At 45.9% G+C, this 25,112-nt stretch carries 21 protein-coding genes, 1 tRNA gene, 1 other RNA gene and 1 pseudogene; 16 read left to right on the forward strand and 8 right to left on the reverse strand.

All coding sequences use genetic code 11. From position 1 onward, the window contains the following. Positions 1-62: 62 nt before the first annotated feature. The 4 genes from LI091_RS05765 to murC all read right to left on the reverse strand — a co-directional run bounded on the left by LI091_RS05765 (position 63) and on the right by murC (position 5,065). Positions 63-1,247, reverse strand: coding sequence for a ribose-phosphate pyrophosphokinase (locus tag LI091_RS05765; protein ID WP_015525646.1), 1,185 nt, complete (start codon positions 1,245-1,247; stop codon positions 63-65). A gap of 1 nt (position 1,248) precedes the next feature. After that, positions 1,249-2,235 carry an ATP-binding protein gene (locus tag LI091_RS05770; protein ID WP_015525647.1) on the reverse strand — a complete coding sequence of 329 codons (987 nt, stop codon included), beginning with the start codon at positions 2,233-2,235 and terminating at the stop codon, positions 1,249-1,251. Positions 2,236-2,257: 22 nt separating this feature from the next. Beyond that, positions 2,258-3,355, reverse strand: a complete 1,098-nt coding sequence (locus LI091_RS05775) for a DnaD domain protein (RefSeq protein WP_015525648.1) — start codon at positions 3,353-3,355, stop codon at positions 2,258-2,260. A gap of 330 nt (positions 3,356-3,685) precedes the next feature. After that, positions 3,686-5,065 (reverse strand): UDP-N-acetylmuramate--L-alanine ligase, encoded by a 1,380-nt coding sequence (murC, locus tag LI091_RS05780; protein ID WP_021652856.1) that lies wholly within the window; start codon positions 5,063-5,065, stop codon positions 3,686-3,688. Between the two features lie 313 nt (positions 5,066-5,378). Between murC and LI091_RS05785 the strand changes: the two genes are divergently transcribed. From LI091_RS05785 to LI091_RS05800, 4 genes are all read left to right on the forward strand, one after another. Next, on the forward strand, positions 5,379-6,656 hold the full coding sequence (locus tag LI091_RS05785; RefSeq protein WP_015525650.1) for a glucose-1-phosphate adenylyltransferase: 1,278 nt from the start codon (positions 5,379-5,381) through the stop codon (positions 6,654-6,656). Further along, positions 6,653-7,774, forward strand: a complete 1,122-nt coding sequence (glgD, locus tag LI091_RS05790; RefSeq protein ID WP_021652857.1) for a glucose-1-phosphate adenylyltransferase subunit GlgD — start codon at positions 6,653-6,655, stop codon at positions 7,772-7,774. Before LI091_RS05785 ends, glgD begins: the two co-directional genes overlap by 4 nt. Positions 7,775-7,831: 57 nt before the next feature. Further along, positions 7,832-8,128, forward strand: a complete 297-nt coding sequence (gene spoVG / locus LI091_RS05795; RefSeq protein ID WP_015525652.1) for a septation regulator SpoVG — start codon at positions 7,832-7,834, stop codon at positions 8,126-8,128. A 268-nt stretch (positions 8,129-8,396) separates the two neighbouring features. After that, positions 8,397-9,785, forward strand: a complete 1,389-nt coding sequence (locus tag LI091_RS05800) for a PcsB-like coiled-coil domain-containing protein (protein ID WP_021652858.1) — start codon at positions 8,397-8,399, stop codon at positions 9,783-9,785. A 155-nt stretch (positions 9,786-9,940) separates the two neighbouring features. Here the strand turns inward: LI091_RS05800 and pduB are convergent, their stop codons facing one another. Further along, positions 9,941-10,663, reverse strand: coding sequence for a microcompartment protein PduB (gene pduB, locus LI091_RS05805; RefSeq protein ID WP_015525654.1), 723 nt, complete (start codon positions 10,661-10,663; stop codon positions 9,941-9,943). 278 nt (positions 10,664-10,941) lie between these two features. Here pduB and LI091_RS05810 point away from each other — a divergent pair, with 278 nt between their 5' ends. From LI091_RS05810 to LI091_RS05830, 5 genes are all read left to right on the forward strand, one after another. Then, entirely contained in the window at positions 10,942-11,493 is a 552-nt protein-coding gene (locus tag LI091_RS05810; protein ID WP_044962322.1) for a biotin transporter BioY, read from the forward strand. After that, positions 11,483-11,923: a DUF1284 domain-containing protein gene (locus LI091_RS05815; protein ID WP_021652861.1), complete on the forward strand. Its 441-nt coding sequence runs from the start codon at positions 11,483-11,485 to the stop codon at positions 11,921-11,923. Before LI091_RS05810 ends, LI091_RS05815 begins: the two co-directional genes overlap by 11 nt. A 404-nt stretch (positions 11,924-12,327) precedes the next feature. Next, positions 12,328-15,834, forward strand: coding sequence for an Ig-like domain-containing protein (locus LI091_RS05820; RefSeq protein WP_021652862.1), 3,507 nt, complete (start codon positions 12,328-12,330; stop codon positions 15,832-15,834). Between the two features lie 209 nt (positions 15,835-16,043). Beyond that, a tRNA-Pro gene (locus LI091_RS05825) sits at positions 16,044-16,117 on the forward strand. Between the two features lie 135 nt (positions 16,118-16,252). Beyond that, positions 16,253-17,332 (forward strand): DUF6128 domain-containing protein, encoded by a 1,080-nt coding sequence (locus LI091_RS05830; protein WP_265190924.1) that lies wholly within the window; start codon positions 16,253-16,255, stop codon positions 17,330-17,332. Positions 17,333-17,387: 55 nt separating this feature from the next. On the opposite strand, the gene LI091_RS05835 is transcribed toward LI091_RS05830, so the two are convergent. Continuing rightward, the gene (locus tag LI091_RS05835; protein ID WP_021650953.1) at positions 17,388-18,083 is read right to left on the reverse strand and encodes an anaerobic ribonucleoside-triphosphate reductase activating protein; all 696 of its coding nucleotides are present in this window, start codon (positions 18,081-18,083) and stop codon (positions 17,388-17,390) included. Between the two features lie 163 nt (positions 18,084-18,246). Here LI091_RS05835 and LI091_RS05840 point away from each other — a divergent pair. From LI091_RS05840 to LI091_RS05850, 3 genes and pseudogenes are all read left to right on the forward strand, one after another. Continuing rightward, a pseudogene (locus LI091_RS05840) lies at positions 18,247-18,434 on the forward strand (family 1 glycosylhydrolase); the annotation flags it as partial. A 302-nt stretch (positions 18,435-18,736) separates the two neighbouring features. Next, positions 18,737-19,297 (forward strand): tRNA adenosine(34) deaminase TadA, encoded by a 561-nt coding sequence (gene tadA, locus LI091_RS05845; RefSeq protein WP_084449135.1) that lies wholly within the window; start codon positions 18,737-18,739, stop codon positions 19,295-19,297. Between the two features lie 122 nt (positions 19,298-19,419). Next, on the forward strand, positions 19,420-19,857 hold the full coding sequence (locus LI091_RS05850; RefSeq protein WP_044961152.1) for a GatB/YqeY domain-containing protein: 438 nt from the start codon (positions 19,420-19,422) through the stop codon (positions 19,855-19,857). Between the two features lie 94 nt (positions 19,858-19,951). Here LI091_RS05850 and ffs read toward each other — a convergent pair. Together ffs and LI091_RS05860 are read right to left on the reverse strand one after the other, a co-directional pair. After that, positions 19,952-20,213, reverse strand: an RNA gene (ffs, locus tag LI091_RS05855) — signal recognition particle sRNA large type. Between the two features lie 53 nt (positions 20,214-20,266). Beyond that, a complete protein-coding gene (locus LI091_RS05860; RefSeq protein WP_265190925.1) occupies positions 20,267-21,028 on the reverse strand; it encodes a hypothetical protein in 762 nt (253 codons plus the stop codon). Between the two features lie 290 nt (positions 21,029-21,318). Here LI091_RS05860 and LI091_RS05865 point away from each other — a divergent pair, with 290 nt between their 5' ends. From LI091_RS05865 to recR, 4 genes are all read left to right on the forward strand, one after another. Continuing rightward, positions 21,319-22,401, forward strand: a complete 1,083-nt coding sequence (locus LI091_RS05865) for a 6-phosphofructokinase (protein ID WP_021977972.1) — start codon at positions 21,319-21,321, stop codon at positions 22,399-22,401. Between the two features lie 70 nt (positions 22,402-22,471). Then, complete coding sequence (dnaX, locus tag LI091_RS05870) at positions 22,472-24,094, forward strand: DNA polymerase III subunit gamma/tau (RefSeq protein WP_092072216.1); 1,623 nt, start codon at positions 22,472-22,474, stop codon at positions 24,092-24,094. 31 nt (positions 24,095-24,125) lie between these two features. Next, positions 24,126-24,482, forward strand: coding sequence for a YbaB/EbfC family nucleoid-associated protein (locus tag LI091_RS05875; protein WP_015525666.1), 357 nt, complete (start codon positions 24,126-24,128; stop codon positions 24,480-24,482). After that, positions 24,482-25,078: a recombination mediator RecR gene (gene recR / locus LI091_RS05880; protein ID WP_173761376.1), complete on the forward strand. Its 597-nt coding sequence runs from the start codon at positions 24,482-24,484 to the stop codon at positions 25,076-25,078. Before LI091_RS05875 ends, recR begins: the two co-directional genes overlap by 1 nt. The last annotated feature ends 34 nt before the right edge of the window (positions 25,079-25,112 follow it).

Here is a 25,112-nt window from a genome sequence, read left to right on the forward strand (position 1 = left end):
TTCTGAGAGACTGTTATATCGTTCTCAGAAGGTGCAGCCGCTTTGCGTGCGTTATGATTTATTTATTTCTCATGCTGGCTCATGTAATTTGTTACGCAGCGTTTGATTCTGTCTACCGGATTCAGAAGGTGGCTGACAGAGGTATCATGGTTCAGCGTATCAATGATCAGAGCAATATATTTGCTCATATCGCAGCTGATGTAGTATGGCTTCTCAAGAAGCTCCGGTGACTGATAAACCAGGTTAGTAGTAAGGAGCTTGTCGAAGTAGCCCTTCTTGTAAGCATCGTCAAATTTATCAAGACCATCGGTAAAGAATCCGAAGGTAGAGCAGATGTAAACTCTGCCTGCTCCTTTCTCTTTCAGGAGAGACGCGATCTTAATGATCGTATCACCGGAGGAGATCATATCATCGATCAGGATCATATCCTTGCCCTCGATCTTTGGTCCGAGGAATTCATATGCTGCGATCGGATGACGGCCGTTTACATATCTTGAGTAATCCAGACGTTTATAGTACATACCCATATCAACACCGAGGACATTGGCGAGATAGATCGCACGGTTCATGCTTCCTTCGTCCGGGCTGATCGTCATGAAATGATCCTTGTCGATATGAAGTCCCTTTTCATTATTAAGAAGAGCCTTGATGAACTGGTAGGATGGCTGTACAGTCTCAAAACCATGAAGAGGAGTCGCATTCTGTACACGGGAATCATGTGCATCAAAGGTGATGATATTCTCAACACCCATATCGATCAGCTCATGAAGTGCATTGGCACAGTCAAGAGACTCTCTTCCGACACGTTTGTCCTGGCGACTCTCATAGAGATATGGCATGATCACGTTGACTCTGCGGGCTTTTCCGCCTACAGCGGCGATAACACGCTTCATATCCTGAAAATGATCATCCGGGGACATAAGATTCGTGTAAGGTCCGATTGGATAGGATAAGCTGTAATTTGTCACATCTACCATTACGTAGATATCATCACCGCGGACAGATTCGTTGATGGTGCATTTACCCTCACCGGAGCCGAAACGTGGAGTCTTGGCGTCAATAATGTAAGAATCGCGCTTGTATCCCTCGAATGCAAAGGAGTCCATTCCAGGATACTGTCTTTCGGCACGCCATTTGACCAGCCAGTCATTCACCTTCGCGCCTAATGAGCTGCAGCTCTGAAGGGGAATCAGTCCAAGTCTTCCTACCGGGAGTGTGGAAAAATCTTTTGTATTTACCTGTGCCATTTTAATTTCCTCCTAAAAATATTTTCTGTATACGGATGTCCTTCCCGATCAACGATATCATCTGATAGTTGCTGGCAATTCGGGAAAATGTTCTCTCGGAATAGGTATCCGAGAAATTTTTGAGCGTCAGATTCGTGGAAATGATCGTGGATTTCCTGCGCATGATCCGCTCATTGAGACAGAGAAAAAGCTGTGAAGATACGAAACTGTTGGTAAGCTCCGTTCCCAGGTCATCAATGATCAGAAGATCACAGTCATAGATCAGTTCCTCGTCTGTGCCGGTATCTTTTCGGGAAAAAGAATTCGCAGCCATCATATCAAAAAGATCGTAGGCGGAAAAGTACAGGACACAGTGGGTGGATCTGAGAAGCTCTCGGGCGATGCAGTGTGAAAGAAAGGTTTTTCCCACACCGGTATCACCATATAGAAACAGGTTTTCAAATTTATGGTCGAAGTTCTGCACAAAGCGCTGTGCAGTGTCATAGGCCCGTCTGGCTGTTTCCAGGGCAGACAGTCCCGTGGCTTCGTTTTTTATTGTAGCAGAATAATAGTCAAATGAAAAGCTGTCAAAATTCTCTTTTTCGAGAATTTCATTCAGATTGGACTGTGCATAAAGCAGTTCGATCTCAGCTTTTTTAAAACAGGTGCATTTTCGGCTGCCGATATAGCCGGTATCCTGACAGTCAGGGCAGGTATAAGGCATCTCAAGATAGTCTCCGGGAAAGCCGTTTGCAACAAGAAGGGTGATCCGTTCATCGGAAAGCTCCTGGATGGCTGCCTTCAGATCCGAAGTTCCCTTTTCTTCGCCGTTTAAAAGGCGACGGACTTTGTCAGCACTTAAAGTTGCCACCTCGTCATCGATCTCTTTCAGACGGGGGATCTTTCCGTAGGCTTCGGCTGTGTGCTCCTCCAGAATACGGTGGTTCTGTGCCTGCCGGCGGCTGTATTCTCTCATTATAGTATCATATTGAAAATTCTGTAAAGGCATAAAGCGCTCCTTCCAGGTTCTGTTACTGATTATTTAAAAGACGTTTCTCATATTCCGCAAAATCATAATCACGTTGGTGGAAATTATTGAAGCGGTTGCTATTCTGAGGCTGAGTCTGGGGCTGCTTCTTCCTGGAAACGGATTTCTCAAGCTGGCGTTTTTTGTGTGCGGCATCCAGAAGCCGGATATCCTCCAGCGTATGTACGTTTTTCTTTTTCCAGCCGGAGAGGATCTTATCTGCATATTGGAAACTGGGCTGTCCGGTGGAAAGGACAGTACGGCTGCAGGCTTCCTGGATCAGCTCCAGATCAAAACCGTAGGTCTTGCGCCAGGTATCAATGTAAGTGATCTCGTTATCAACAGGATTGCGGCCGCTGATCCCCATAGCTTTCAGGATCGTGTAATAATCCTTGGAAAAACGGGAGCTGGCATCCCGGGCCATCTCGACGGTGGTGATGCCGTCTTTTGCCCAGGCGAGTGCAACAGTTTCAATATAACGCATACTCTTGCGGCCTCTGGAAACACAGTATTCCACCAGATATTCGATGAGATCCGCAGACATATGGAGCTCATCATAGAAAAAAAGGATCTTCTGCATTTCTGTAGGCGTCAGTGTTTTGGTCAGATACTGCTCTGTGATATAGAGAAGCTGACTGATCTCTTCGTTTTGCTTAAGTTCTCTGATCCGGTCAGGAGTGAGACTGAGAATGTAATCAGCGGAGCTTGGGACTCCCGGATCCGTGTTCCCGGAAACGGAAGCAGAATTGCCGGAACCGGTGAAAGTATCCACGGAAGCGCTGCTCTCTCTATGACCGGTATCCGCAAAGGGTTCCAGCAAAGTGATCCCGGAAAGCTTCTGATCTGCAGTATAGGTTAATGCGATCAGTTTCTCACCTTCCCAGTATTTCAGCGCACGGGAAATATCTCTTTCCGTGCAGAAAAGGCTGTCTGCCATATGCTCCAGGCTGAAAGAAGAAGGAGCGGCAGATACCATCCGGAGAAGGTAGATATATACCTTTACGAACTCCCCGTTGGCACGAGGCATGAAATTGTCAATAAAGCGATTGGAAAGAATCGTTACCTCCAGTTCTGAGGAATTCTGAAGTGAAATCAGGCTCATGATCAGCAGCTCCCTTTCTAAAATACAGCAGATATTTCAGGTGATATCCAAAAGTCCGCCATGCTAAAAAGGATTATAGCACAACCGCTTTTACTTGAGAATAGTCTATTTTCACAGAAGTTGTGCACCAATTTCCATGTGGAAAATGTGGATAGTGTGGAAAACTTTGAGGATAACATTATCAGCAACTAACAAAAACCTTAATTTTGTAAGAAAAATGCGGTATTTGTTGAATTTGGCTGTTGAATTATGTCAAGTAGGTTATACACAAAAAAATCCACATGCCAGGCACGTCTGAAATGTGCATAAGCATGTGGATAATGTGGATAATTATTTTCCGAGAAGGTGTTCTCCAATATTTACAACGTCTCCGGCGCCCATAGTTATCAACAAATCACCATGTGCACAACTTTTTAAGAGGAAGCTCTCGATCTCATCAAAAGTCGGGAAATATTCGCAGGGGGTTCCAAGTTCCTGGATCTGTTTCTGGAGATCCTGGGAAGAAATACCAAGATTGTCTGTTTCACGTGCGGCATAAATATCAGCCAGTACAACATGATCGGCCAGAGTCAGCGCTTTTGCAAATTCCGGAAGAAGAGCTTTGGTACGTGTGTAGGTATGAGGCTGGAATACACACCATACCTTCTGATGCGGATAATTCTTTGCAGCATGAAGGGTTGCCTCGATCTCGGTTGGATGATGCGCGTAATCATCAATGATGGTGATACCGCCGATCTCACCTTTATACTGGAAACGACGGTCTGTACCGGTAAAGCTTCCGAGACCTTTGACGATCACATCATCCGGAAGGTCCAGAAGGCGTCCTACGGCAATGGCGGCCAGTGCATTGGATACGTTGTGGATACCCGGTACACGCAGATAATAGCTGCCGATCTTTTTGCCCCGGAAGAGAACGGAGAAGGAAGGATGTCCGTATTTATCCCAGGTAATGTCTGCTGCGGTGTAATCGGCATCGTGCTCCAGACCATAGGTAAGAACATTGCATGGAAGCTCCCGGGTGATCGTCTCATACTCCGGTGTGTCGGCGTTGATGATCAGAGTACCGTCAGCAGGGAGAAGCTCTGCAAATTTCCGGAAGGAATGGCGGATGTCATCGATGTCCTTGAAGAAATCCAGATGATCGGCATCCATGTTCAGGATCACACTGATCTTAGGGAAGAAGCTTAAAAAGCTGTTGGTGTATTCGCATGCCTCTGTGATAAAGGTCTCAGAATTTCCAACGCGGATGTTTCCGTGGATAGCAGGAAGGATTCCGCCAACACTGATGGTAGGATCACAGTCACCCTCAAGAAGGATATGGGAAACCATGGAAGTAGTAGTGGTTTTTCCGTGGGTTCCGGAAATTGCGATCGGTGTATCGTAGTTCCGCATGATCTGTCCCAGAAGCTCTGCGCGGGTGAGCATTGGAAGCCCTTTTTCTTTCGCACAGGCAAATTCCGGGTTGTCCGGGTGGATCGCTGCTGTATAGACAACCACATCTACATCATCCTTGATGTTGGAAGCGCGCTGTCCGTAATAGATCACAGCGCCACGTTCTTCCAGTGTGCGGGTCAGCGGGCTGGATTTGGCATCGGAACCGGAAATCCGGAAATTTTCTTCCAGAAGGATCTCGGCAAGGCCGCTCATGCTGATGCCTCCGATCCCGATGAAATGAATATGGAGCGGTTTATGAAAGTCTATCTGATACATAATAATCTCCTTATATATATGTTATTTTCGTAGCTCTTTTGTCTGTTTTATTATAACGCCAACAGAAACAATTGAAAAGTGGTTCTTTTGGCTAAAAAAGCGGTTTTTTCCGGAATATAAAAGTAACCAGAAAATAACATCGAAAAATGTTGAAAATTACCAGAGGAATGAAAAAAATGATGAGTCTTACCAATTTATAATATACAATAGCGATAAAAAAAGTAAAATACAGCTAAAATAATTGTAAAAAATGTTCACTAATACAGTAAAGTATGCTATAATGGAATAATCATAACATACAAGAGGTGATCGCATGATTAAGAAAGAGATGATTGCCATGCTCTTGGCCGGTGGGCAAGGCAGCAGGTTAGGAGTTTTGACAGAAAAGGTTGCAAAGCCGGCAGTCGCTTTTGGTGGTAAATATCGTATCATCGATTTTCCACTGAGCAATTGTATTAACTCGGGAATTGACACGGTGGGTGTGCTGACACAGTACCAGCCTCTCCGCCTGAATACACATATCGGTATCGGTATTCCGTGGGATCTTGACCGCAATGAAGGCGGTGTCACAGTCCTTCCTCCGTATGAGAAGAGCACAAGCAGTGAATGGTACACAGGAACTGCCAATGCGATCTATCAGAATCTGGCTTATATGGAGCAGTATAACCCGGATTATGTACTGATCCTTTCCGGTGACCATATCTATAAGATGGATTACGAAGTGATGCTGGATTTCCACAAGGCGAACAAGGCAGATATTACGATCGCGTGTATGCCGGTTCCCATTGAGGAAGCCAGCCGTTTTGGTATTATGGTTACTGATGAGAGCAGCCGTATTACTGAGTTTGAGGAGAAGCCGGAGCATCCAAGCAGCAATCTTGCATCCATGGGTATCTATATTTTCTCATGGCCGGTCCTGAAGGAAGCACTGATCGCCCTGAAGGATCAGAATGGCTGTGACTTCGGTAAACATATCCTTCCGTACTGTAAAGAGAAGGGGCAGCGCCTTTTTGCTTATGAGTACAACGGCTACTGGAAAGATGTAGGAACTCTTGGTTCTTACTGGGAAGCAAATATGGAGCTGATCGATATCATTCCGGAGTTTAATCTTTATGAGGAATTCTGGAGGATCTACACCAAGGGAGATGTGATCCCGCCACAGTATATTTCCGCAGATGCAGTTGTGGACAAGTGTATCATCGGTGAGGGAACAGAAATCTATGGTGAAGTACATAATTCAGTGATCGGTCCGAATGTTATCATCGGCAAGGGCAGTGTGATCCGTGATTCTATTATCATGAAGAATACAGCAGTTGGTGAGAACGTTGTTATGGATAAAGCCATCGTGGCAGAAGATGTTGTCATCGGAAATAATGTTGTGATCGGATGCGGCGAGGAGGTACCGAATGTTCTGAAACCGGCTGTATATTCCTTTGGACTTGTGGCTATCGGCGAAAACAGCGTGATTCCGGACAGTGTCAAAATCGGTAAGAATACCGCTATCGCCGGTGTTACAACAAAAGAAGACTACCCTGACGGAGAACTGGCAGCCGGCCAGGTAATTGCAGCAAAGGACGGTGGGAAAGAATGAGAGCGATAGGTATTATTTTGGCAGGCGGTAATAATAACCGCATGAGAGAATTATCAAACAAAAGAGCAATCGCGGCAATGCCTATTGCAGGAAGTTACCGCGCGATCGACTTTGCCCTCAGCAACATGGCAAATTCACATATCCAGAAGGTTGCTGTGCTGACACAGTATAATGCCCGTTCCCTTAATGAGCATTTAAGTTCATCCAAATGGTGGGATTTCGGAAGAAAACAGGGAGGACTTTATGTCTTTACTCCAACCATTACCAGAGATAACAGCTTATGGTATCAGGGTACTGCAGATGCGATCTATCAGAACCTGAGCTTTTTAAAGAACAGTCATGAACCCTATGCGGTGATCGCTTCCGGCGATGGAATCTACAAGCTGGATTACAATAAAGTCCTGGAGTATCATATCGCAAAGCGGGCAGATGTTACCGTTGTATGTACTACATGCAAGGATCAGAGCCAGGTTGAGAGATTTGGTGTTCTTCGCATGAATGAGGACTGTCGGATCGAGGAATTTGAAGAAAAACCGATCGTTTCCTCCTATAATACGGTATCTACTGGTATCTATGTCATCCGAAGAAGGCAGCTGATCGAACTGATCGAGCGTGCTGCCCAGGAAGGAAGGCATGATTTTGTAAATGATATTCTTATCCGTTACAAAAATCTGAAGAGGATTTACGGATATAAGATCGATAACTACTGGAATAATATCTCTACTGCAGAGGCTTATTATCAGACAAATATGGATTTCTTGAAACCGGAGATCCGGAACTATTTCTTCAAACAGGAGCCGGCGATCAAAACCAAGATCGCAGATGTACCTCCTGCTAAGTACAATCCGGGTGCAACTGTGAAGAACAGTCTGGTGTCCAGCGGATGTATCATCAACGGAACTGTGGAGAATTCTGTTCTGTTCCGTGATGTATTTGTAGGAAATAACTGTGTGATCAAAAACTCTGTGATCCTTAATGACGTATATCTTGGAGATAATACGCATATTGAGAATTGCATTGTTGAGAGCCGGGATACCATCCGGGCAAATTCATATTACTGCGGCGAAGAAGGAGAAGTGAAGATCGTCGTAGAGAAAAACGAACGCTACGTATTATAAATGCGGAAGATCAGTTTTCCGCAGATACGGTTAGCGAAATGAAAGGGGCAAGTAGCAATGAATATTACAGATGTACGTGTGAGGAAGGTAGCAAAAGAAGGGAAAATGAAGGCCGTTGTGTCTGTCACAATAGATGATGAGTTTGTGGTACATGACATCAAGGTGATCGAAGGCGAGAAGGGGCTGTTCATCGCAATGCCAAGCCGTAAGGCAAGCGACGGTGAATATCGTGACATCGCACATCCGATCAATTCAGCAACAAGAGAGCAGATCCAGACGATCATCCTGGACAAGTATCAGGAAGTAATGGCTGAGGAAGCTGAGAATGAGGTTCTTATGGAGGCTGCGGAGTAAGAGAAGCAGTTTCAGGGGGGGGATTACATCAGGGAAGTATTCTCGTAGCTGATGATCTTTGGATTGAAACAGCATAGAATAAAAACTGCCGTTTTACAGATAAATCTGTGAGAGGGCAGTTTTTTTGTGCTCCGGAAAACAAAAAAAACGCTTTTCAGTTCATAAAAAATTAAATTATTACGTATTTGTTACAAAAATAAAATAAAATTATTGCTTTCTATGAAAAATGTGTTATACTAGAACCCATGAAAGGACGAAAGGTGTTTATATGAAGAATAGAAAAGTTTTCACATTACTGCTTACAGGTATGCTGACCCTTTCCATGGGAAGCACCGTATATGCATCAGGTACAGACGCCGCGATTGCAGAGGCACAGGCGGAGAAACAGGCCGCTGAGGAGGGTCTTGCGCAGGTACAGAGCAGCATCGGCACACTGGAGAGCAAGAAGCAGGAGCTGGAGAGCTATCTGGCTGATTTAAACGCACAGTATGAGGATCTTACCAACAGCATTTCTGAGCTTAGTATCCAGGCTGCTGAGAAGGAAGATGAATTAAATAAAGTAAAAAAAGAATTGAAAAAAGCAAAGAAAGCTTCTGCAGATCAGTATGAGTCCATGAAGCTTCGAATCGCATATATGTATGAAAATGCCGGAACTTCCGCACTGGAGACACTGCTTTCTTCCGAAAGCCTTGCAGAATTCCTCAATCGCGCGGAGAATGCGATCCAGATTTCTACATACGACAGAGACATGCTGGATAAATATGTGAGTCTTCAGAAGAATATCCAGGAGAATGAGAAAAAGGTTGAGACGGAGTCCGCAGAGATCGATGATCTGATGACGGAGCGTGCAGCCAAACAGCAGGAAGTGCAGTCCATGGCTTCCAGCACAAGCGATGATATTAACTCTTATGTAAACCAGATCAGCGCCAGCCAGGAAGAGGCTCAGCAGCTGATGGCAGATATCAGTAATGCAGACAGCAGTATTACCGCTCTGGTACAGCAGGCAGAGGCGGAGAAGGCTGCAGAAGAGAAAGCTAAGGCTGAAGCGGCAGCAGAGGCTGAGAGACAGGCAGCAGAAGCGGCAGCCCAGGAAGAAGCCGATCAGGATAACGAGGACAGTGAAGAGGCTGATTCTGACGATGATTACGGCTATGATCCGGAGGAGGATACAACCGAGTCTTCCAGCAGTTCTACAAGTACAGACATTGTTGTAGAGGAGGAAGAGGAAGCGGATGATGTACAGTCCGGAAGTTCCGAAGATGTTTCCGAGGACAGCTCCCAGGAGGAGGTTTCTGAGGAGGTTTCCAATGATGAGACAGCTTCCGAGGAGACGGAAGATGCCTCTGCGGATACGTCCGATTCCGGTTCTTCCAGTCAGGGAACATATCTTGGAAACTTTACACTGACCGCATACTGCAACTGTGCACAGTGCTGCGGTACAGCCGGCAATCTTACCGCCAGCGGAACAGTTCCGACAGCAGGACGTACCGTTGCTATGGCAGGTGTTCCGTTTGGGACCAAGCTTCTGATCAACGGTACTGTTTATACGGTAGAGGATCTGGGAACTCCTTACGGACATGTGGATATCTATTGTGGAAGTCATTCTGAGGCATTAAGCTTCGGACTTCAGTCTGCAGATGTATATCAGGTGGGCTGATCCGGAAAAATCCATAGGAGAATATTTAAGAGAAACACAGCGCTGCAGGATCGTATGCTGATCCCTGCAGCGCTGCTTTTGTATGCATGACGCAGATATGTGTTTCGTGAAGTGTAGTGTGTGGAAATTCACAAATTTCCTGCAATCCGGAGATTTTACAGATACGGCGTACCCGGGATCTCCGGATAGGTTCCCATACCGATGAGAAGCTCAAGGCCTGTCTGACGGCCTTCCAGTACAGCAGCTTTTACAGCACTGGCATCACCGGAGATGGCGATGATCACTTCATTGGAATGACTGGTACCGATATTCGGAGTCATATATTGTGTAATGGATACTGCTGCGGATTTCACGGCATTATCTGCCATCACAAGACCGATAGCAGCCGGAGAACCTGCCATGAAACCAAATGCTTCACCCAGAGGTGTGCCGAAGGCTTTATGGATAGCAGGACCTGCACTTGCGGAAAAAGCAAACTCCAAGTGGCCGGATTCGCTGATGTAGACCTCACCTGCATATTTGTTAGTCAGTTCCAGAGCCAGAGAAATGGCGTGACGCACGTCGGATACATCATTTCCGCCAAGGACGATATAGTTTCCATGACCGCCCCAGCCCTTGGTGTCTCTTGGAAGTTCAATGGAAAGGACTTCTGTATTTGTGGCTTTTACTGCATCGTCAATAGCTGTGATCTGACCGGCAGCGCCTGTTCGGGAACTGAAAAGCCCCAGACAGTGGTATTGGGTACCTACGTTCATCTTTTTAAGCAGAGAATCATCAACTCCGGAGATCACGAGTCCGATTGTGTCAAGGACTGCGGTCCCTACAAATTCAGTCCGTGTGCAGTTGGTGCTGATGTTATGAATATCGTGTATATCCATGTGGAAAAATCCCCCTTTTTGCTGAAAACTCATTGGTTTCAGTATAGCATCAGAGAGGGGAATTTGAAAGTGAAAATTGACAATATCATTTGTAAATGGCAGGTTTACATAGTTGTAAACGGCATTGTAAAATGTAAACTTAAAAAATAAAATTAAGTTGACATTAAAATCCTGCTGTGTTAAATTGTTAACAGCGAAAGAGCGGATATCATTTATAAAGGACAGGAATGATCTTCCGACAGGAAAAGCAGAAAAGGAAAGAGAGGATACAGATTATTATGACAACAGTGGCAGCAGGCAGAAGCAAGACGTATGATCTTGTTTACATTGCAGTTTTTGCAGTAGTGATGGCAGTTTGCTCATGGATTTCCATTCCGGCACAGGTACCGTTTACTCTGCAGACATTCGGAGTATTTATGGCAGTTGGTGTGCTTGGAGGAAAAAGAGGAACTCTGGCAGTTCTGGTTTACGTTCTTCTTGGAACAGTAGGAGTTCCGGTTTTTGCAGGATTTTCCGGAGGCATTGGAGCTCTTCTCGGAAATGCAGGTGGATATATCATTGGATTTATCTTTTCCGCACTTGTTATGTGGGCAATTGAGCACGTTTTTGGCAGAAAGCCGGTTGTTCAGATCATTTCCATGATCGTTGGACTGATCGTATGCTATGCCTTTGGAACCGCATGGTTTATGTTTGCCTACACAAGAAGCACAGGTCCGGTAGGCCTTATGGCAGTTCTTGGCTGGTGTGTGTTCCCGTTTATCATTCCGGATCTTATCAAGATCGCACTGGCTTATGTTTTATCAGGAAAGGTACGTAAATATGCAAGATAAAAGCAGTGCTGCGGCATATGCTTCTGATGAGGGCACAGAGGAAATAGTCATTCCTCTGCGCCCTCATCATGGTATGTGCCTGGCGTATTTTAAGGGGGAAGGCTACAGTAACGGTTTTACTGCACATATGGCCGAGATGCTGAAGATTTTTCTGGAGGGAAAGAAAATAAGGCTTCATGTGGATACGGATGAGATCTGCTCTGCCTGTCCGAATAATCTGGGCGGACATTGTGAAACCGGAGATAAAGTGGCAGAGTATGACAATGCCGTGCTGGAAAAATGTGGACTGAAGGCCGGACAGACATTGCACTTCAGCGAATTTACAAAAAAAGTCCAGGAAAAAATCCTTGCGATGGATAAACGTAAGGAAATCTGTGGAAACTGCCAGTGGAACAGTATCTGCGAAGAACAGAAGAGCCGCTGGGCATAAAAGAAAGCAAAAATATAGAAATATAAAAAAGTATATGATCTGAGAATGCCGGAGGAAATGGCAATGGCTGTTGCATTTCCTGAAATGATGTCTTGGAATATATACTTTTTTTGTTTGAAATATTAGATAATAATATAAATATTTTGAAAACAATTTTTAGTTGAGAAAAAAACAACAATAACCGTGAGGCTTTTTTGCCAGATATGTATAGACAAATAATTTAAGCATTGATAAAATGACGATATGTTAGTTTGGACAAACTAAAGCGTGCTTGACAGAGCACTTCTGCAGAAACTGACATATGTTGAATATTCTGCAGAAGAAATTTCAATTAACCAGAGCAGCTGTAAGGTCATGATCTGGTATAAAGTCGTGTAATATAAAAGACAAAGAGGAGGACAGGTATGCATAAGTGGAAGCTTTTTAAGAAGTCAGCTGCACTCGTTCTGAGTTCAGCGGTGATCGCGTCAGGAGCGCCGGTAACGGCAATGGCGTCTGAGGCGGAAGTTTTTAGTGACGTGTCAGAAGAAACACAAGGAGAGACAGCACAGGAAGAAGGAGAGAACGAGGATCAGGAGTCTGTTTCCCAGGGCCAGCCGGAAGTTGGTGAAGCTGATATTCAGTCGGAAGAGCCGGAAGAAAGTGATGCAGAAGCTATTCAGGAAGAAGTAGCAGAAATTTCAGCAGAAGAGATTCAACAGGAAGAGGAACCGCAGATCCAGGAGGATACAGAAGAGGCATTCGGTGATGGAGAAGCATTTATGGCAGAAGCAGGCGAGGTTCTTCAGGATGCTTCTGAGATCACTGTTGCAGGAGTGAAATATCTCTGGTCCATGCAGCCGGTAGAGGGATATACACAGATAGGAACAACAGGCGTTTATGTAAAAGTGGCAGATGGACAGACCGCTCTGAACGGAAAACTGTACGGAACGACAACTTTAAGTTATTCGGAATTTTATGCCGGGGATACCACTCAGGAGAGCTATGACGCTATCACTTCGGCAACAACGAGTAAAAATCAGATTTTTGCTAATGAGGACAGCACAGAGGTGACCTCTTCCGGATATCAGATCCAGGGTGTGAAGAATGTAAGTGTTGCAGTGGACGCGGAAACCTATGTAGATGCACAGGCGCTGAAAGCTGCTTCCAAGCTTCCGAGAGAGGGTGTCTATACAGAGGCAGCAGATATTACGCTGAATGAAGCACCGTCACAGGAAACAGGACAGTATAAAACTCTGAATACAGACGGAACATACAGTGCAACAAAATTCGATGTAAAAGCAACGGTCACAGATGCATCCGCCCAGATCCAGGCACCGTCGATCTGGGGTGATTACATGCTGGTGGTAAAAGAAGCCGGCACAAAATATCTCCGCAATTCCAGACAGGGTGATTTTGCTGTAGGCGGAAATACACTGGGAGTGATCCTTGAAACTGCCAGTGGTAAGAAGGTAGGACTTCGTCATACCTATGAAATCTGGGTACAGCCCTACGAACTTGCGTTTTCAGCAGGATCCGGGCTTATCGGGGAAAAAATTTCAAAGGTGACTTATATTACTCCGGACGGCTCCTATGTATATGAGTTCGGAGACAAAGCTCCTCTTGTAAAAAAACAGCCTGAAGCAGGAATGAAGGTACAGGTAGCTTTTGTAAAAGAAAATACAACCCAGGTTAAAGTTGATAACCTTGACAAATATGAAAACCCTAAGGTTTCCGTATACTATACAACAGGAAGTGGTCATGGTAAAAAAACAACATATGTTGTAGATCATGCAGCGGCAGAGAATGGGGTGGTAACCTTTGACAGCAGTGTAGCCAGGGCCGGGGATGAGATCTACACGGTTATGATCTCAAGCGACAATTATGTGGATATGACAAAAAATATCACACTGACAGGCCAGCCGATCACGGTTTCCAATGTTTCCTATTATTGGGTAAAGGGAGCGTTGGATGGATATACACAGATCCCGGGAACAGATATTTATTATAAGGTGGCAAATGGACATCAGGCACTGACAGGAACACTTTACGGTACGGCATCTCTGTCATACGAGGAATTTTATGCGGGAGATGCAACGAGCCGCAAATATGATTCCGTTACATCTGCCACAACCAGAAAAAGCACTGCTTTCGGAAATGCAGATGTTCAGAATCTGACAGAAAATGGCTATGAGATCGCAGGAGTAAAAAAGGTTAATGTAGCTACAGATGCAAAAACGTATGTAGAGGCGCAGATCCTTTCAGAAGCGGGAGAGCTTCCGGAAAGCGGAGTATATACAGAAACAGCAGGGATCACACTGGGACGTACTCCGACGGTAGAGCCTGGGCAGTATAAAACACTAAATACAGATGGAACATATAGTGCTACAAAATTTAATGTAAAAGCAACTGTGACAGATGCGGAGGCAACACTCAAAACATCTTCTCGCTGGGGAGATTATGAGATTGATGTAAAAGAAACCAGCACAAAATATCTCCGCAATACAAAGAGTGATTCCGATTTTGCAGTTAACTCCGGGATTCAGGGAATGATCCTGGAAACAACAGACGGCGGAAAATATGGCATGCGTCATATGAACGAGATGTGGCTGAAGGTGTATAAGGTTGCCTTTGCAAAAGATACAGGTCTTGAGGGAAAAACCGTAAACAAGATCACGTACATTATGGCAGACGGCGCGTATGTATATGAATTTGCAGATGGTATTTATGTTAAACCGCAGGCAACAGAAGAGATGGCTGTTTCTCCGGAATTTACGGACAGCACCCATGTTAAGCTTGCAAATCTTGATAAATACAAAAATCCGAAGGTATCTGTTTTCTATACAACAGGTGTCGGACATGATTCAAAGACAACATATCTTGTACAGGATGCAGTAACTACAGATGGAGTGGTTGCTCTGGATTCCACTGTAGCGAGACCGGAAAATGAAACCTATACAGTAAGAGTTTCCAGTGATGATCATGCAGATGTTTCTGTTCAGCTGGTGTATGGAACAATTGCCTTTAAAGAAAAGTCGGGAATTCTTTACATTGGAAGTTCCAGACAGCTTGAAGCTACAGGTGAGAACTGCAAAGATGTAACATATTCTTCCAACAATGAAAAAGTTGCATCTGTGGACGCAAACGGAAAAGTAACTGCAAAGGCAGCGGGAACAGCCGTGATCACGGCAACATCTGCAGCAGGAAAGACTGCACAGTACAAACTTACGGTAAAAACTCCATCTGTAAAAATGAATGCATCAGCGAAAACGCTTTATGTAAAAGGATCTCCAGCTACGGTGACGTTGAAAGCAACGACCGCAGGTGTTACCGGAAAAGTAACCTATACAAGCAGTAAACCATCTGTTGCAGCTGTAGCCGCAAATGGAAAGGTAACTGCAAAGGCGGCAGGTACAGCTGTGATCACAGCGAAATGCGGAAATTATAAAGCAACCTGCAAGATCACAGTCAAGAAGCCGGCTGTAAAAGCTTCGGCTTCAGCGAAAACTGTATTTGTGGGTGGAACAAGCCAGATCAAAGTGGAAAAAACAGGCGTTAGCGGAAAAGTTACTTATACAAGCAGTAATAAATCCGTTGCAGTGGTAAGCGCAGGCGGAAAAGTAACAGCAAAAAAAGCAGGAACAGCTACAATTACAGTAAAATGCGGAAGCTACAAAGCAACCTGCAGGATCACAGTAAAAAAAGGCAGCCTGAAGATCACATCCAAAACAGCTGTAAGTGTAAAAGCAAAGAAAACAACAGCCATCAAGGCAACTGCTACTTCAAAGGCAAAGATCACCTACAGAAGCAGCAATACAAAAGTTGCTACTGTAAGCAGCAAAGGTGTTGTTAAAGGTGTGAAAAAAGGAAAAGCTGTTATCTATGTAAGCAGCAACGGAATCACAAAAAAAGTAACAGTTACAGTGAAATAAGCATATATTTCACCTGAATATATTTGATATGTTATAAAGAACCTTTCCCAAAACTGCTTCGGGTCTGCGAAAATGCATGCCCGAAGCAGGAAAAAAGAAAAAATTCGATTTTTTTGAAAAATTTTAATTTTTTCTATTGACAAAGTACAGAAACTCTAATATAATAGCTCTTGCAGTTGAGCAAAACACAAACAACTGAAACAGAATAACGAAGCGTGGCTCAGTTTGGTAGAGCGCTGCGTTCGGGACGCAGAGGTCGCAGGTTCAAATCCTGTCGCTTCGACTAAAGCTTTGAGAATCCCTTGGTTGAGGGGTTCTTTTTTGTGTTTGTACATCCTGGAGCTTTTTTCAGTTGATGGAATGATTTCTCTCGATTTTCATATATATTAACGAAACCGAAATACCGGAGGGACGTGCGTTGGCTGGATATCAGCGTTTTGTTGCGTATGTGTACGAGTATCGGAAAGGAAAAAAAGATGGCAGCAGCGGTTATGTGAGGGTGGAGGCCAGAGATAGGAAATGCCGTGTGGAGGTTCATCTGCGCTGCGTTGGACTGGAGCCTGGAAGTCGGTGCAGAGTGTATGGGTTTGTGCGGCAGGAAGGGTTGATGGATGGTATTTTGATCGGAAGCTGTGTTACCGGGCGGGAACGGATCGAGTGCGCACTGGAGACGGATACAGGGGATATTGGAGGCATGGGAAAAAGTCTTCAGGAGCTTGGAGGACTGCTTCTGATCTCCGATGCCGGCGGATTCTGGGGAACGGAATGGGATGATCAGCCGATCCGGCCGGAGAATTTCCGCGAGTGGAAGAAAAAAGGAACGGAATATCAGAAGGCGGCGGAGAAAAAAGGCAGAGAGCGGGAAGAAAAGGAAGAAGAAAATCAAAAAGATGGAACCTTGCCAGAAGTGCAGGAAAATCAGAAGGAGTCAGACAGGATCATGACGGTGGAGGAGATTCAGGAGGATGTATTAAAGACATCGGAAACCGGAAATTTATATCAGGCTCCCGGTCCGCATCCGCCGGAACCACCGCGACCAGGCCAGCCATCACCGCATCCGCCGGAACCACCACGACCAGGCCAGCCGTCACCGCATCCGCCGGAACCACCACGGCCAGGCCAGCCGTCACCGCATCCGCCGAAACCATCGAGACCGGAGCCATCTCGTCCACTTCCGGGAATACCCTGTGATGATCCCTTTAACGACGGCTATTTCACAGACTGCAGCAAGATCAGACCATCGGACTGCAGTGCCTTATGCAGAAAAAACGGCTGCTTCTGCAGCAACCGTTTTGTCATGTACGGATATCAGAATTTCGGCCATCTTCTGCTGTGCAGAAATCCCCGGGGACAGTACATACTGGGAGTACCCGGTGGATACAGCCAGCAGGAACGGTTTATGGCCAATATGTTTGGCTTTCCCTACTTTAAGGAATGTCCGGATATTCATATCCCAGGCGGAAAGGGAGGATACTGGTACTGTTTTATTAACATCTGATCAGAAAAATTTCGGCATCCATGCAGATAAGCAAACAGTTTTGCAAATCCGCAGATCACAGCTCCATACCACGAATTTCTACTACCGGGATCGTCTGAGACAGGATATCCCGGTAGTTTTTCATTTCTTCCTCGGAGCAGGCAGAGAATCCCGGTATCAGAACTCCATCGGAATCCCGGTAAGCCTGGAGATAATAAGCTTTTGCACCGCTTAACCACCGGCTGATCTCCTGAAAATCTTTTTCGGAATGAAGTTCCCTCACAACTGTTGTACGAAATTCATAATCAAGGTGTCCGTCCAGCAGCCATCCGGCAGTTTCCCGGATCCCATCCAGATCAGCATGTACACCGGTAAGCACATGATAGTTGGAAGGACAGGCCTTGATATCCATGGCAACCTTGTTGATCAGGTCAGCTGCTGCGAGATTTTTTACCACGGAGGGGCGGGAACCGTTGGTATCGAGCTTCACATCATAGCCCAGTTCCCTGATCCTGCTGAGAAATTCCGGCAGCTCCGGTGCAAGTGTGGGTTCACCGCCGGAAATACAGACGCCATCGAGAATCCCCTTTCTTTTTTTTAGAAAAGCCAGGATTTCCTCCTGGGAATATTCAGGCTGGGTGTCAGGCTCTACGACAAGAGCTCCATTCTGGCAGAATGGGCAGCGGAAGTTGCAGCCGCCTAAGAATATGGTACAGGCTACCCTTCCCGGATAATCCAGCAGGGTTGTTTTGTTAAATCCACATATTTTCATAGGAAAATCCCCTTGTTTCTCTTATTTATGATACTACAAGCATACTCTCCCCCGAAAAAAGCTGCAAGCCTTTTTAACCGAATCAAGTAAGTTTCCTGCGGAGCTGCGAAAAGCAGTAAGCAGAGATGGGGACTTGCTCATGGAAGAAAAAAACATATAATTTATGGGCTACACCTCTTGGGGCTGCATTGACCTTGTCAGTGCATCTACAGCAGAGCTGAAAAACGCTACGGCTACATCTACGTGGACCGCAACAACGATGGAACAGGTACACTGAACCGTTATAAGAAAAAATCCTTCTATTGGTATAAAGATGTGATCGCTACCAATGGTGAGTCACTTCACAAATAATCTGGCTGCTTGACTTTCCGGAAAAAAAGCAGATATAATGCATTCATTGACGCAGACAATGGAGTTCGCGAGAGCTTCCGTTGTCTGCGTTTTTCTGTTATACAATAAGAAAACGCTGCAGAAATTAGTGTGGAAATTTCTGTGGCGTTTTTTGTGTTGCAAATATCTGTTTTGCAGCAGATTGACATGAAATACCGGAAAAGCTATAATCGAACGGACAGAAGGCTGAGAACAGTCTTAGTTTGAACAGATAGAATCCCGGAGCTTTTTCCGGAATGTGAAGTTACAGGAGGAGTAAAAACGTGACAGATCAGGAACGTTTTATGAAAGAGGCAATCCGCCAGGCAAAAAAGGCCCGTGCATTGGAGGAAGTGCCGATCGGCTGCGTGATCGTGCATGAGGGAAAGATCATAGCCAGAGGCTACAATCGTCGCAATACAGATAAAAATACCTTATCCCATGCAGAGCTTAATGCTATCCGAAGGGCAAGTAAAAAGCTGGGAGACTGGCGTCTGGAGGGATGCACCATGTATGTAACGCTGGAGCCTTGTCAGATGTGTTCCGGTGCACTGGTACAGTCCAGGATCGATGAGGTGGTGATCGGCTGTATGAACCCGAAAGCAGGCTGTGCCGGATCTGTGATGAATCTTCTTCAGATCGAAGGCTTTAATCATCAGGTAAAGATCACAGAAGGGGTATTGGAAGAGGAATGCTCCGAAATGCTTTCCACATTTTTCAGGGAACTGCGGGAGAAAAAGAAGCAGGCAAAAATCCTGAAGAAGCAGGAAGCAGAGCGCCTTGCCGGGCAGACACAGTCAGAGAGAGCGGAACAGAACGAAAAGTCCCGGGAGATTTACTCTTGACAGAATCCTGTGAAAATATCAAAATAAAATCATAAATGGATTTCACTATTACAGACAGAAAATCCATTCAGGTCAAACGAAAGTCGTTGATACAGGAACGACAGAAAATGGAGGAACAAAAAATGGAACTTGAAGCTTTAAGAAAAGACATGGTAGCAGCAATGAAGGCCAAAGATAAGGTAACAAAGGAAGCAGTTTCCGCACTGATCGCAGCAGTAAAAAAAGCTGCCATTGATGAGGGATGCCGTGATGACATCAAAGGAGAGCTTGTAGACAAAGTTATCCTGAAAGAGCTGAAAACAGCAAAAGAGCAGATCGACACCTGCCCTGCAGAACGTACAGATCTGAAAGAGGAGTATCAGGCAAGATATGATATCATTGCGAAATATGCTCCGAAGCAGATGGATGAAGCAGAGATCAAGGCTTATATCGAGGAGAAATTTGCAGATGTTCTGGAAACAGGAAATAAAGGCCAGATCATGAAGGCAGTTATGGGAGATCTGAAGGGAAAGGCAGACGGCAAGCTGATCAATCAGGTAGTTGCCGGATATTGTAAATAAAATAATAGTACAAAAAATCCCGCCGGATCAGTCATAAATGACGGACCCGGCGGGAATGCTGTTTATATAGAGATCATATATTATAACCTTTTTTACGCGCGCCGCACCTCGGAATGGTCTCACAGACGTTACCTTTACAGTTAACTCAGCCCAGGCACCCTCACGGCACACAAGAGCTTCTGCTTAGTGCTGCTGCATTCCTGCCCTGACACGGTTCACAGATTCCTGTTGCGTAAGACCCAGACGTCAACGCCACTTATAAAGGGCTGCTCTGCAAGATACAAGCCTCAGATTGGCATCACCCCTGCTGTAGCGGATTGCAGGTACAGGGCACCGCTATCTCCCCGGCTGCGCGGAATTTAATTATAGACGCTGAAGCCGGATTTGTCAAGGTACAGACCGAAATAAATCAGTTCATATTAAGTGTACAGTACTGTACCGCCCCGTTTTTGGTGTTGCGAAGGGTGAAGCTGATATAGGCGGACTGCTTCGCGGAAAGGTTTCCGATACGGAGCGTGGAAGAAGAAGCCCCGCTGTTAGGAGCGTTGTAATTGGTACTATACTGTGTATGGGTCCGGTTGTTGTTGAAAGAAACGCCTGTGATCTTCCAGCCATTTGCAGCGGTGCATTTCATGACAGCATTCTTCTGTGCCTTGTTGGCGTAACGAAAGGCGTTATGACCGGAGCTTTTGAATTTTCCGGCAAGATTGCCTTTTACACCTGTGATGGAGACGGATTTCAACGGGTTGACATAACGAAGCACCTTGATGGTGGAAGAATAGGTTTTGTTTCCGACCTTGAAGGAAATCTTTCCGGTTCCGGGCTTTTTAACGGCAAAACCGATATTGTAGAAATGATCGGAGTGAGTGTACGGTTTTGCACCCTTGCGGAAAGCCTCCGTGGTACTTTTGAAGCTGCTGGAACCGAAGGAGTCCAGTGCGATCACAGAACCGCCGCTGACCACTTTAACATTGGATTTGAGAATGTTCTGTTTAGCAGGAATATTGCTGATCGAGATCTCATCGTATCCCAAGTCCTTTCCGGATGTGGGCATATAAACGATCCGGGTTTTGGAATAATTGATCGCTGCACTGGCGGCGAGAGGAGTCATGGCGCATACCATGGCTGCGGCTAATAAAGCGCAGGATAGTTTTTTGAGGACTTTTTTCATAGGACTCTCCTTTCTAGATGAAAATTTTCTGTAAACATACGAAAGTTACTGATAATTTTATTTTACGATGAGATACAGGTAAAGTCAATCAATACACTCGCTGTTTTCGTGCTTTTTTGGCTATTGTACACTGCCTGAAAATGCTTTATAATATTATATTGTGTAAAACTCTGTGAAAAGAGAGGATACAGTAGTTGTTCTGCAGAAATACGTCAGGTGGAATATCTGTCTTATATGCAGACAGCAACAAATAAAATGTGCACATAAGAGGGCACAGAATGGAGGACGCTATGATTAAAAGAATCGGTCTGCTGACAAGCGGTGGTGACTGTCAGGCACTGAACGCAACCATGAGAGGCGTTGTAAAGGGTCTGAGCAACAGCGTTGAGAACCTTGAGGTTTATGGATTTGATGACGGATATAAGGGACTGATCTACGGGAAATACCGTATGCTTACAGCCAGGGACTTTTCCGGAATCCTGACTCAGGGCGGAACTATTCTCGGAACATCCAGACAGCCATTCAAACTGATGCGGGTTCCGGATGAGAAGGGACTGGACAAGGTTGAGGCCATGAAACAGACTTACTATAAGCTCTGTCTTGACTGTCTTGTGATCCTCGGCGGAAACGGAACGCAGAAAACCGCCAATCTTCTCCGCGAGGAAGGCCTGAATATCATCCATCTTCCGAAGACCATTGATAATGATATCTGGGGTACAGATATGACCTTTGGCTTCCAGAGCGCTCTGGAGATCGCAACAAATGCCATTGACTGCATCCATACAACAGCTGCATCTCATGGACGTGTATTTATTGTTGAGATCATGGGACATAAGGTCGGAAGCCTTACACTGAATGCTGGTGTTGCAGGCGGAGCAGATGTGATTCTGATCCCGGAGATCCCATACGATATCAATAAGGTTGTAGAAGCCATTCAGAAGCGTAACAAGGCAGGCAAGCGTTTTACCATTCTTGCAGTAGCTGAGGGAGCTATCTCAAAAGAAGATGCAGAGCTTCCGAAGAAAAAATACAAAGAAAAGCTTGCGGAAAGAGCGAAGAAATATCCGTCTGTATCCTATGAGATCGCAGACCAGATCCAGCAGGTGACCGGAAGTGAGGTACGTATCACAGTTCCGGGACATATGCAGCGAGGCGGAGAGCCATGTGCATATGACCGCGTTCTTTCCACAAGGATCGGTGCCGGTGCAGCGCAGGCGATCATGGATGAGGAATACGGTGTTATGATCGGTGTCATCAATGGCAAGATCAAGAGGGTTCCTCTTGCTGAATGCGCAGGCAAGCTGAAGATGGTATCTCCAAAGGATCAGCTTGTAAAAGCAGCCAAACAGATCGGAATCAGTTTTGGCGATTAATGAATTATGAGTCATCTGGCCGCCGCGGGAGTCTTTCCGCGGCGACTGTGGCGAAGAGAAGGAGAGTTTTATGAGTTATACTGCTCTTTACCGTAAATTTCGTCCCGACAATTTTGACGATGTAAAAGGACAGGATCATATTGTGACAACACTGACCAACCAGATCAAGGCGAACCGTATCGGACACGCATACCTGTTCTGCGGAACGCGTGGTACCGGAAAAACTACGGTTGCAAAGATCCTGGCGAAGGCAGTAAACTGTGAACATCCTGTAAATGGCAGCCCCTGCAATGAATGTGCCATGTGCAAGGCCATTCAGGCGGGAACTGCCATGAATGTGATCGAAATCGATGCAGCCTCCAACAACGGTGTTGATAACATCCGTGAGATCCGTGAGGAAGTGGCTTATCGTCCAACAGAGGGTAAATACAAGGTTTATATCATCGATGAGGTGCATATGCTCTCAACAGGTGCATTTAATGCTCTTCTGAAAACATTGGAGGAGCCGCCTTCTTATGTTATTTTTATCCTGGCGACTACAGAGGCCCACAAGATACCGATCACAATACTGTCCAGATGTCAGCGCTATGACTTTCACCGGATATCCATTGATACCATTGCTGCCAGACTTTCCGAGCTTCTGACAGCAGAAGGGGTGGAAGCAGAGGAGAAGGCTGTACGCTATGTGGCAAAAAAAGGCGACGGGTCCATGCGAGATGCCCTGAGTCTTCTGGATCAGTGTATTTCCTTTTATCTGGGACAGGTGCTTACTTATGATAAAGTCCTGGATGTTCTGGGAGCTGTGGATACAGAGGTATTCAGCAGGCTTCTCCGAAAGGTTCTTTCCGGCGATGTGACAGGTTCCATCCATGTGCTGGAGGACCTGATCACAGGCGGCCGGGAGCTGGGACAGTTTGTATCAGATTTTACCTGGTATATGCGAAATCTTCTGCTTGTGAAGACTTCCGAAAATCCGGAGGAAGCCATTGATGTTTCTTCTGAGAATCTGAAGCTTCTGAAGGAAGAGAGCGGGATGACAGATGTGGAGACGCTGATGCGTTACATTCGTATTTTTTCCGATCTGTCCAATCAGATCCGTTTTGCAAGCCAGAAGCGTGTATTGGTGGAAATCGCACTGATCAAGCTGTGCAGACCGGCCATGGAGACAAATCTGGACTCTGTTCTTGACAGGCTTCGTGTCCTGGAAAAGCAGATGGAGGAACGGCCTGTGCAGCAGGTGATCGTTCGGGAGAGCGAGGCCGGTGGAGCCGGGGAACCGGGGGCGGCAGTGACCGGTACAGCAACGGTACAGCAGCAGAAACCACAGAAGGCAGCTCCTGAGGATCTTCAGAAGATCGTGGCAGGCTGGCGTGCCATCGTGGGTCAGACTACCGGACTTTTCAAGCAGTCCCTGCAGCGTGCAGTCCCCAAGTATAACGGAGAGACAGGAGATCCCATCCTTTATGTGGAATTCCAGGATTTTCTGGGGATGAATTATGTAGACAATCCGGAGGCGAAGAAAGAGCTTCAGGATATTATTGCTGCCCGGACAGGCAAAAGCGTGGAGATACATATGCTGGTAGCCAACAAACATCAGCACACCAATCTCGCGCAGATCACAGTAGACGATGCACTTCGGGAGAATATCCACATGGATATCGTAGTGGAAGAAGACCCGGATGAGGAGTCATAAATCCGTAAACAAAAAACAGGAGGAAAGTATTATGGCAAAAAGAGGTGGATTTCCTGGCATGGGTATGCCGGGAAACATGAATAATCTTATGAAACAGGCGCAGAAAATGCAGCGTCAGATGGAAGAAAACCAGAAAGCTCTTGAGGAAAAAGAGTTTACAGCAACAGTAGGCGGCGGAGCTGTTTCCGTTACAGTTTCCGGTAAACGTGAAATAACAAAGGTCACACTTTCCGAGGAAGCGGTAGATCCGGATGATATCGAGATGCTTGAGGACATGATCGCGGCAGCAACAAATGAGGCGCTCCGTCAGGTTGAGTCCGAGTCAGCAGCAGTGATGTCCAAACTCACAGGCGGCCTTGGCGGTCTTGGCGGAGGTCTTCCTTTCTGATGGAATATTACAGCAGCCATATCAATAAACTTATTGAGCAGCTTTCCCATCTTCCGGGGATCGGAGCCAAATCTGCCCAGCGTCTTGCATTTCATATCATGAATATGCCGAAGGACCAGGTGGAGCAGCTGACCGCCTCCATTACCGATGCAAGGCAGAATGTTCAGTACTGTAAGTGCTGTTACACGCTGACAGATCAGGAGCTTTGTCCGATCTGCGCCAATTCCAAAAGGGATCACAGCACGATCATGGTGGTTGAGAATACCAGGGATCTGGCAGCATATGAGAAAACAGGTAAATTTGACGGTGTATATCATGTACTTCATGGTGCGATCTCCCCGATGCTTGGAATCGGGCCAGATGATATCAAACTGAAGGAACTGATGAAGCGCCTTCAGGGGGATGTAAAGGAAGTTATTGTGGCAACTAATTCCAGTCTTGAAGGTGAAACGACAGCTATGTACATCAGTAAGCTGATCAAACCGACCGGGATCAAAGTAAGCCGTATCGCCAGCGGAGTTCCGGTGGGCGGTGATCTGGAGTATATTGATGAGGTGACACTTCTCCGGGCATTGGAAGGAAGAGTGGAGCTTTAATCGGATCAGGTAAAAAATTCCCTGAGGGATTGCA

Origin of the sequence: Blautia sp. MSK20_18 (genome assembly GCF_020553125.1) — a bacterium.
Lineage (GTDB): Bacteria > Bacillota > Clostridia > Lachnospirales > Lachnospiraceae > Blautia_A > Blautia_A fusiformis.

Excerpts from the sequence above, each read along its gene's own strand:
- LI091_RS05765 (WP_015525646.1), bottom strand. The coding sequence starts at position 1,247 with ATGGCACAGGTAAATACAAAAGATTTTTCCACACTCCCGGTAGGAAGA.
- LI091_RS05770 (WP_015525647.1), bottom strand. The coding sequence starts at position 2,235 with ATGCCTTTACAGAATTTTCAATATGATACTATAATGAGAGAATACAGC.
- LI091_RS05775 (WP_015525648.1), bottom strand. The coding sequence starts at position 3,355 with ATGAGCCTGATTTCACTTCAGAATTCCTCAGAACTGGAGGTAACGATT.
- murC (WP_021652856.1), bottom strand. The coding sequence starts at position 5,065 with ATGTATCAGATAGACTTTCATAAACCGCTCCATATTCATTTCATCGGG.
- LI091_RS05785 (WP_015525650.1), top strand. The coding sequence starts at position 5,379 with ATGATTAAGAAAGAGATGATTGCCATGCTCTTGGCCGGTGGGCAAGGC.
- glgD (WP_021652857.1), top strand. The coding sequence starts at position 6,653 with ATGAGAGCGATAGGTATTATTTTGGCAGGCGGTAATAATAACCGCATG.
- spoVG (WP_015525652.1), top strand. The coding sequence starts at position 7,832 with ATGAATATTACAGATGTACGTGTGAGGAAGGTAGCAAAAGAAGGGAAA.
- LI091_RS05800 (WP_021652858.1), top strand. The coding sequence starts at position 8,397 with ATGAAGAATAGAAAAGTTTTCACATTACTGCTTACAGGTATGCTGACC.
- pduB (WP_015525654.1), bottom strand. The coding sequence starts at position 10,663 with ATGGATATACACGATATTCATAACATCAGCACCAACTGCACACGGACT.
- LI091_RS05810 (WP_044962322.1), top strand. The coding sequence starts at position 10,942 with ATGACAACAGTGGCAGCAGGCAGAAGCAAGACGTATGATCTTGTTTAC.
- LI091_RS05815 (WP_021652861.1), top strand. The coding sequence starts at position 11,483 with ATGCAAGATAAAAGCAGTGCTGCGGCATATGCTTCTGATGAGGGCACA.
- LI091_RS05820 (WP_021652862.1), top strand. The coding sequence starts at position 12,328 with ATGCATAAGTGGAAGCTTTTTAAGAAGTCAGCTGCACTCGTTCTGAGT.
- LI091_RS05835 (WP_021650953.1), bottom strand. The coding sequence starts at position 18,083 with ATGAAAATATGTGGATTTAACAAAACAACCCTGCTGGATTATCCGGGA.
- LI091_RS05850 (WP_044961152.1), top strand. The coding sequence starts at position 19,420 with ATGGAACTTGAAGCTTTAAGAAAAGACATGGTAGCAGCAATGAAGGCC.
- LI091_RS05860 (WP_265190925.1), bottom strand. The coding sequence starts at position 21,028 with ATGAAAAAAGTCCTCAAAAAACTATCCTGCGCTTTATTAGCCGCAGCC.
- LI091_RS05865 (WP_021977972.1), top strand. The coding sequence starts at position 21,319 with ATGATTAAAAGAATCGGTCTGCTGACAAGCGGTGGTGACTGTCAGGCA.
- dnaX (WP_092072216.1), top strand. The coding sequence starts at position 22,472 with ATGAGTTATACTGCTCTTTACCGTAAATTTCGTCCCGACAATTTTGAC.
- LI091_RS05875 (WP_015525666.1), top strand. The coding sequence starts at position 24,126 with ATGGCAAAAAGAGGTGGATTTCCTGGCATGGGTATGCCGGGAAACATG.
- recR (WP_173761376.1), top strand. The coding sequence starts at position 24,482 with ATGGAATATTACAGCAGCCATATCAATAAACTTATTGAGCAGCTTTCC.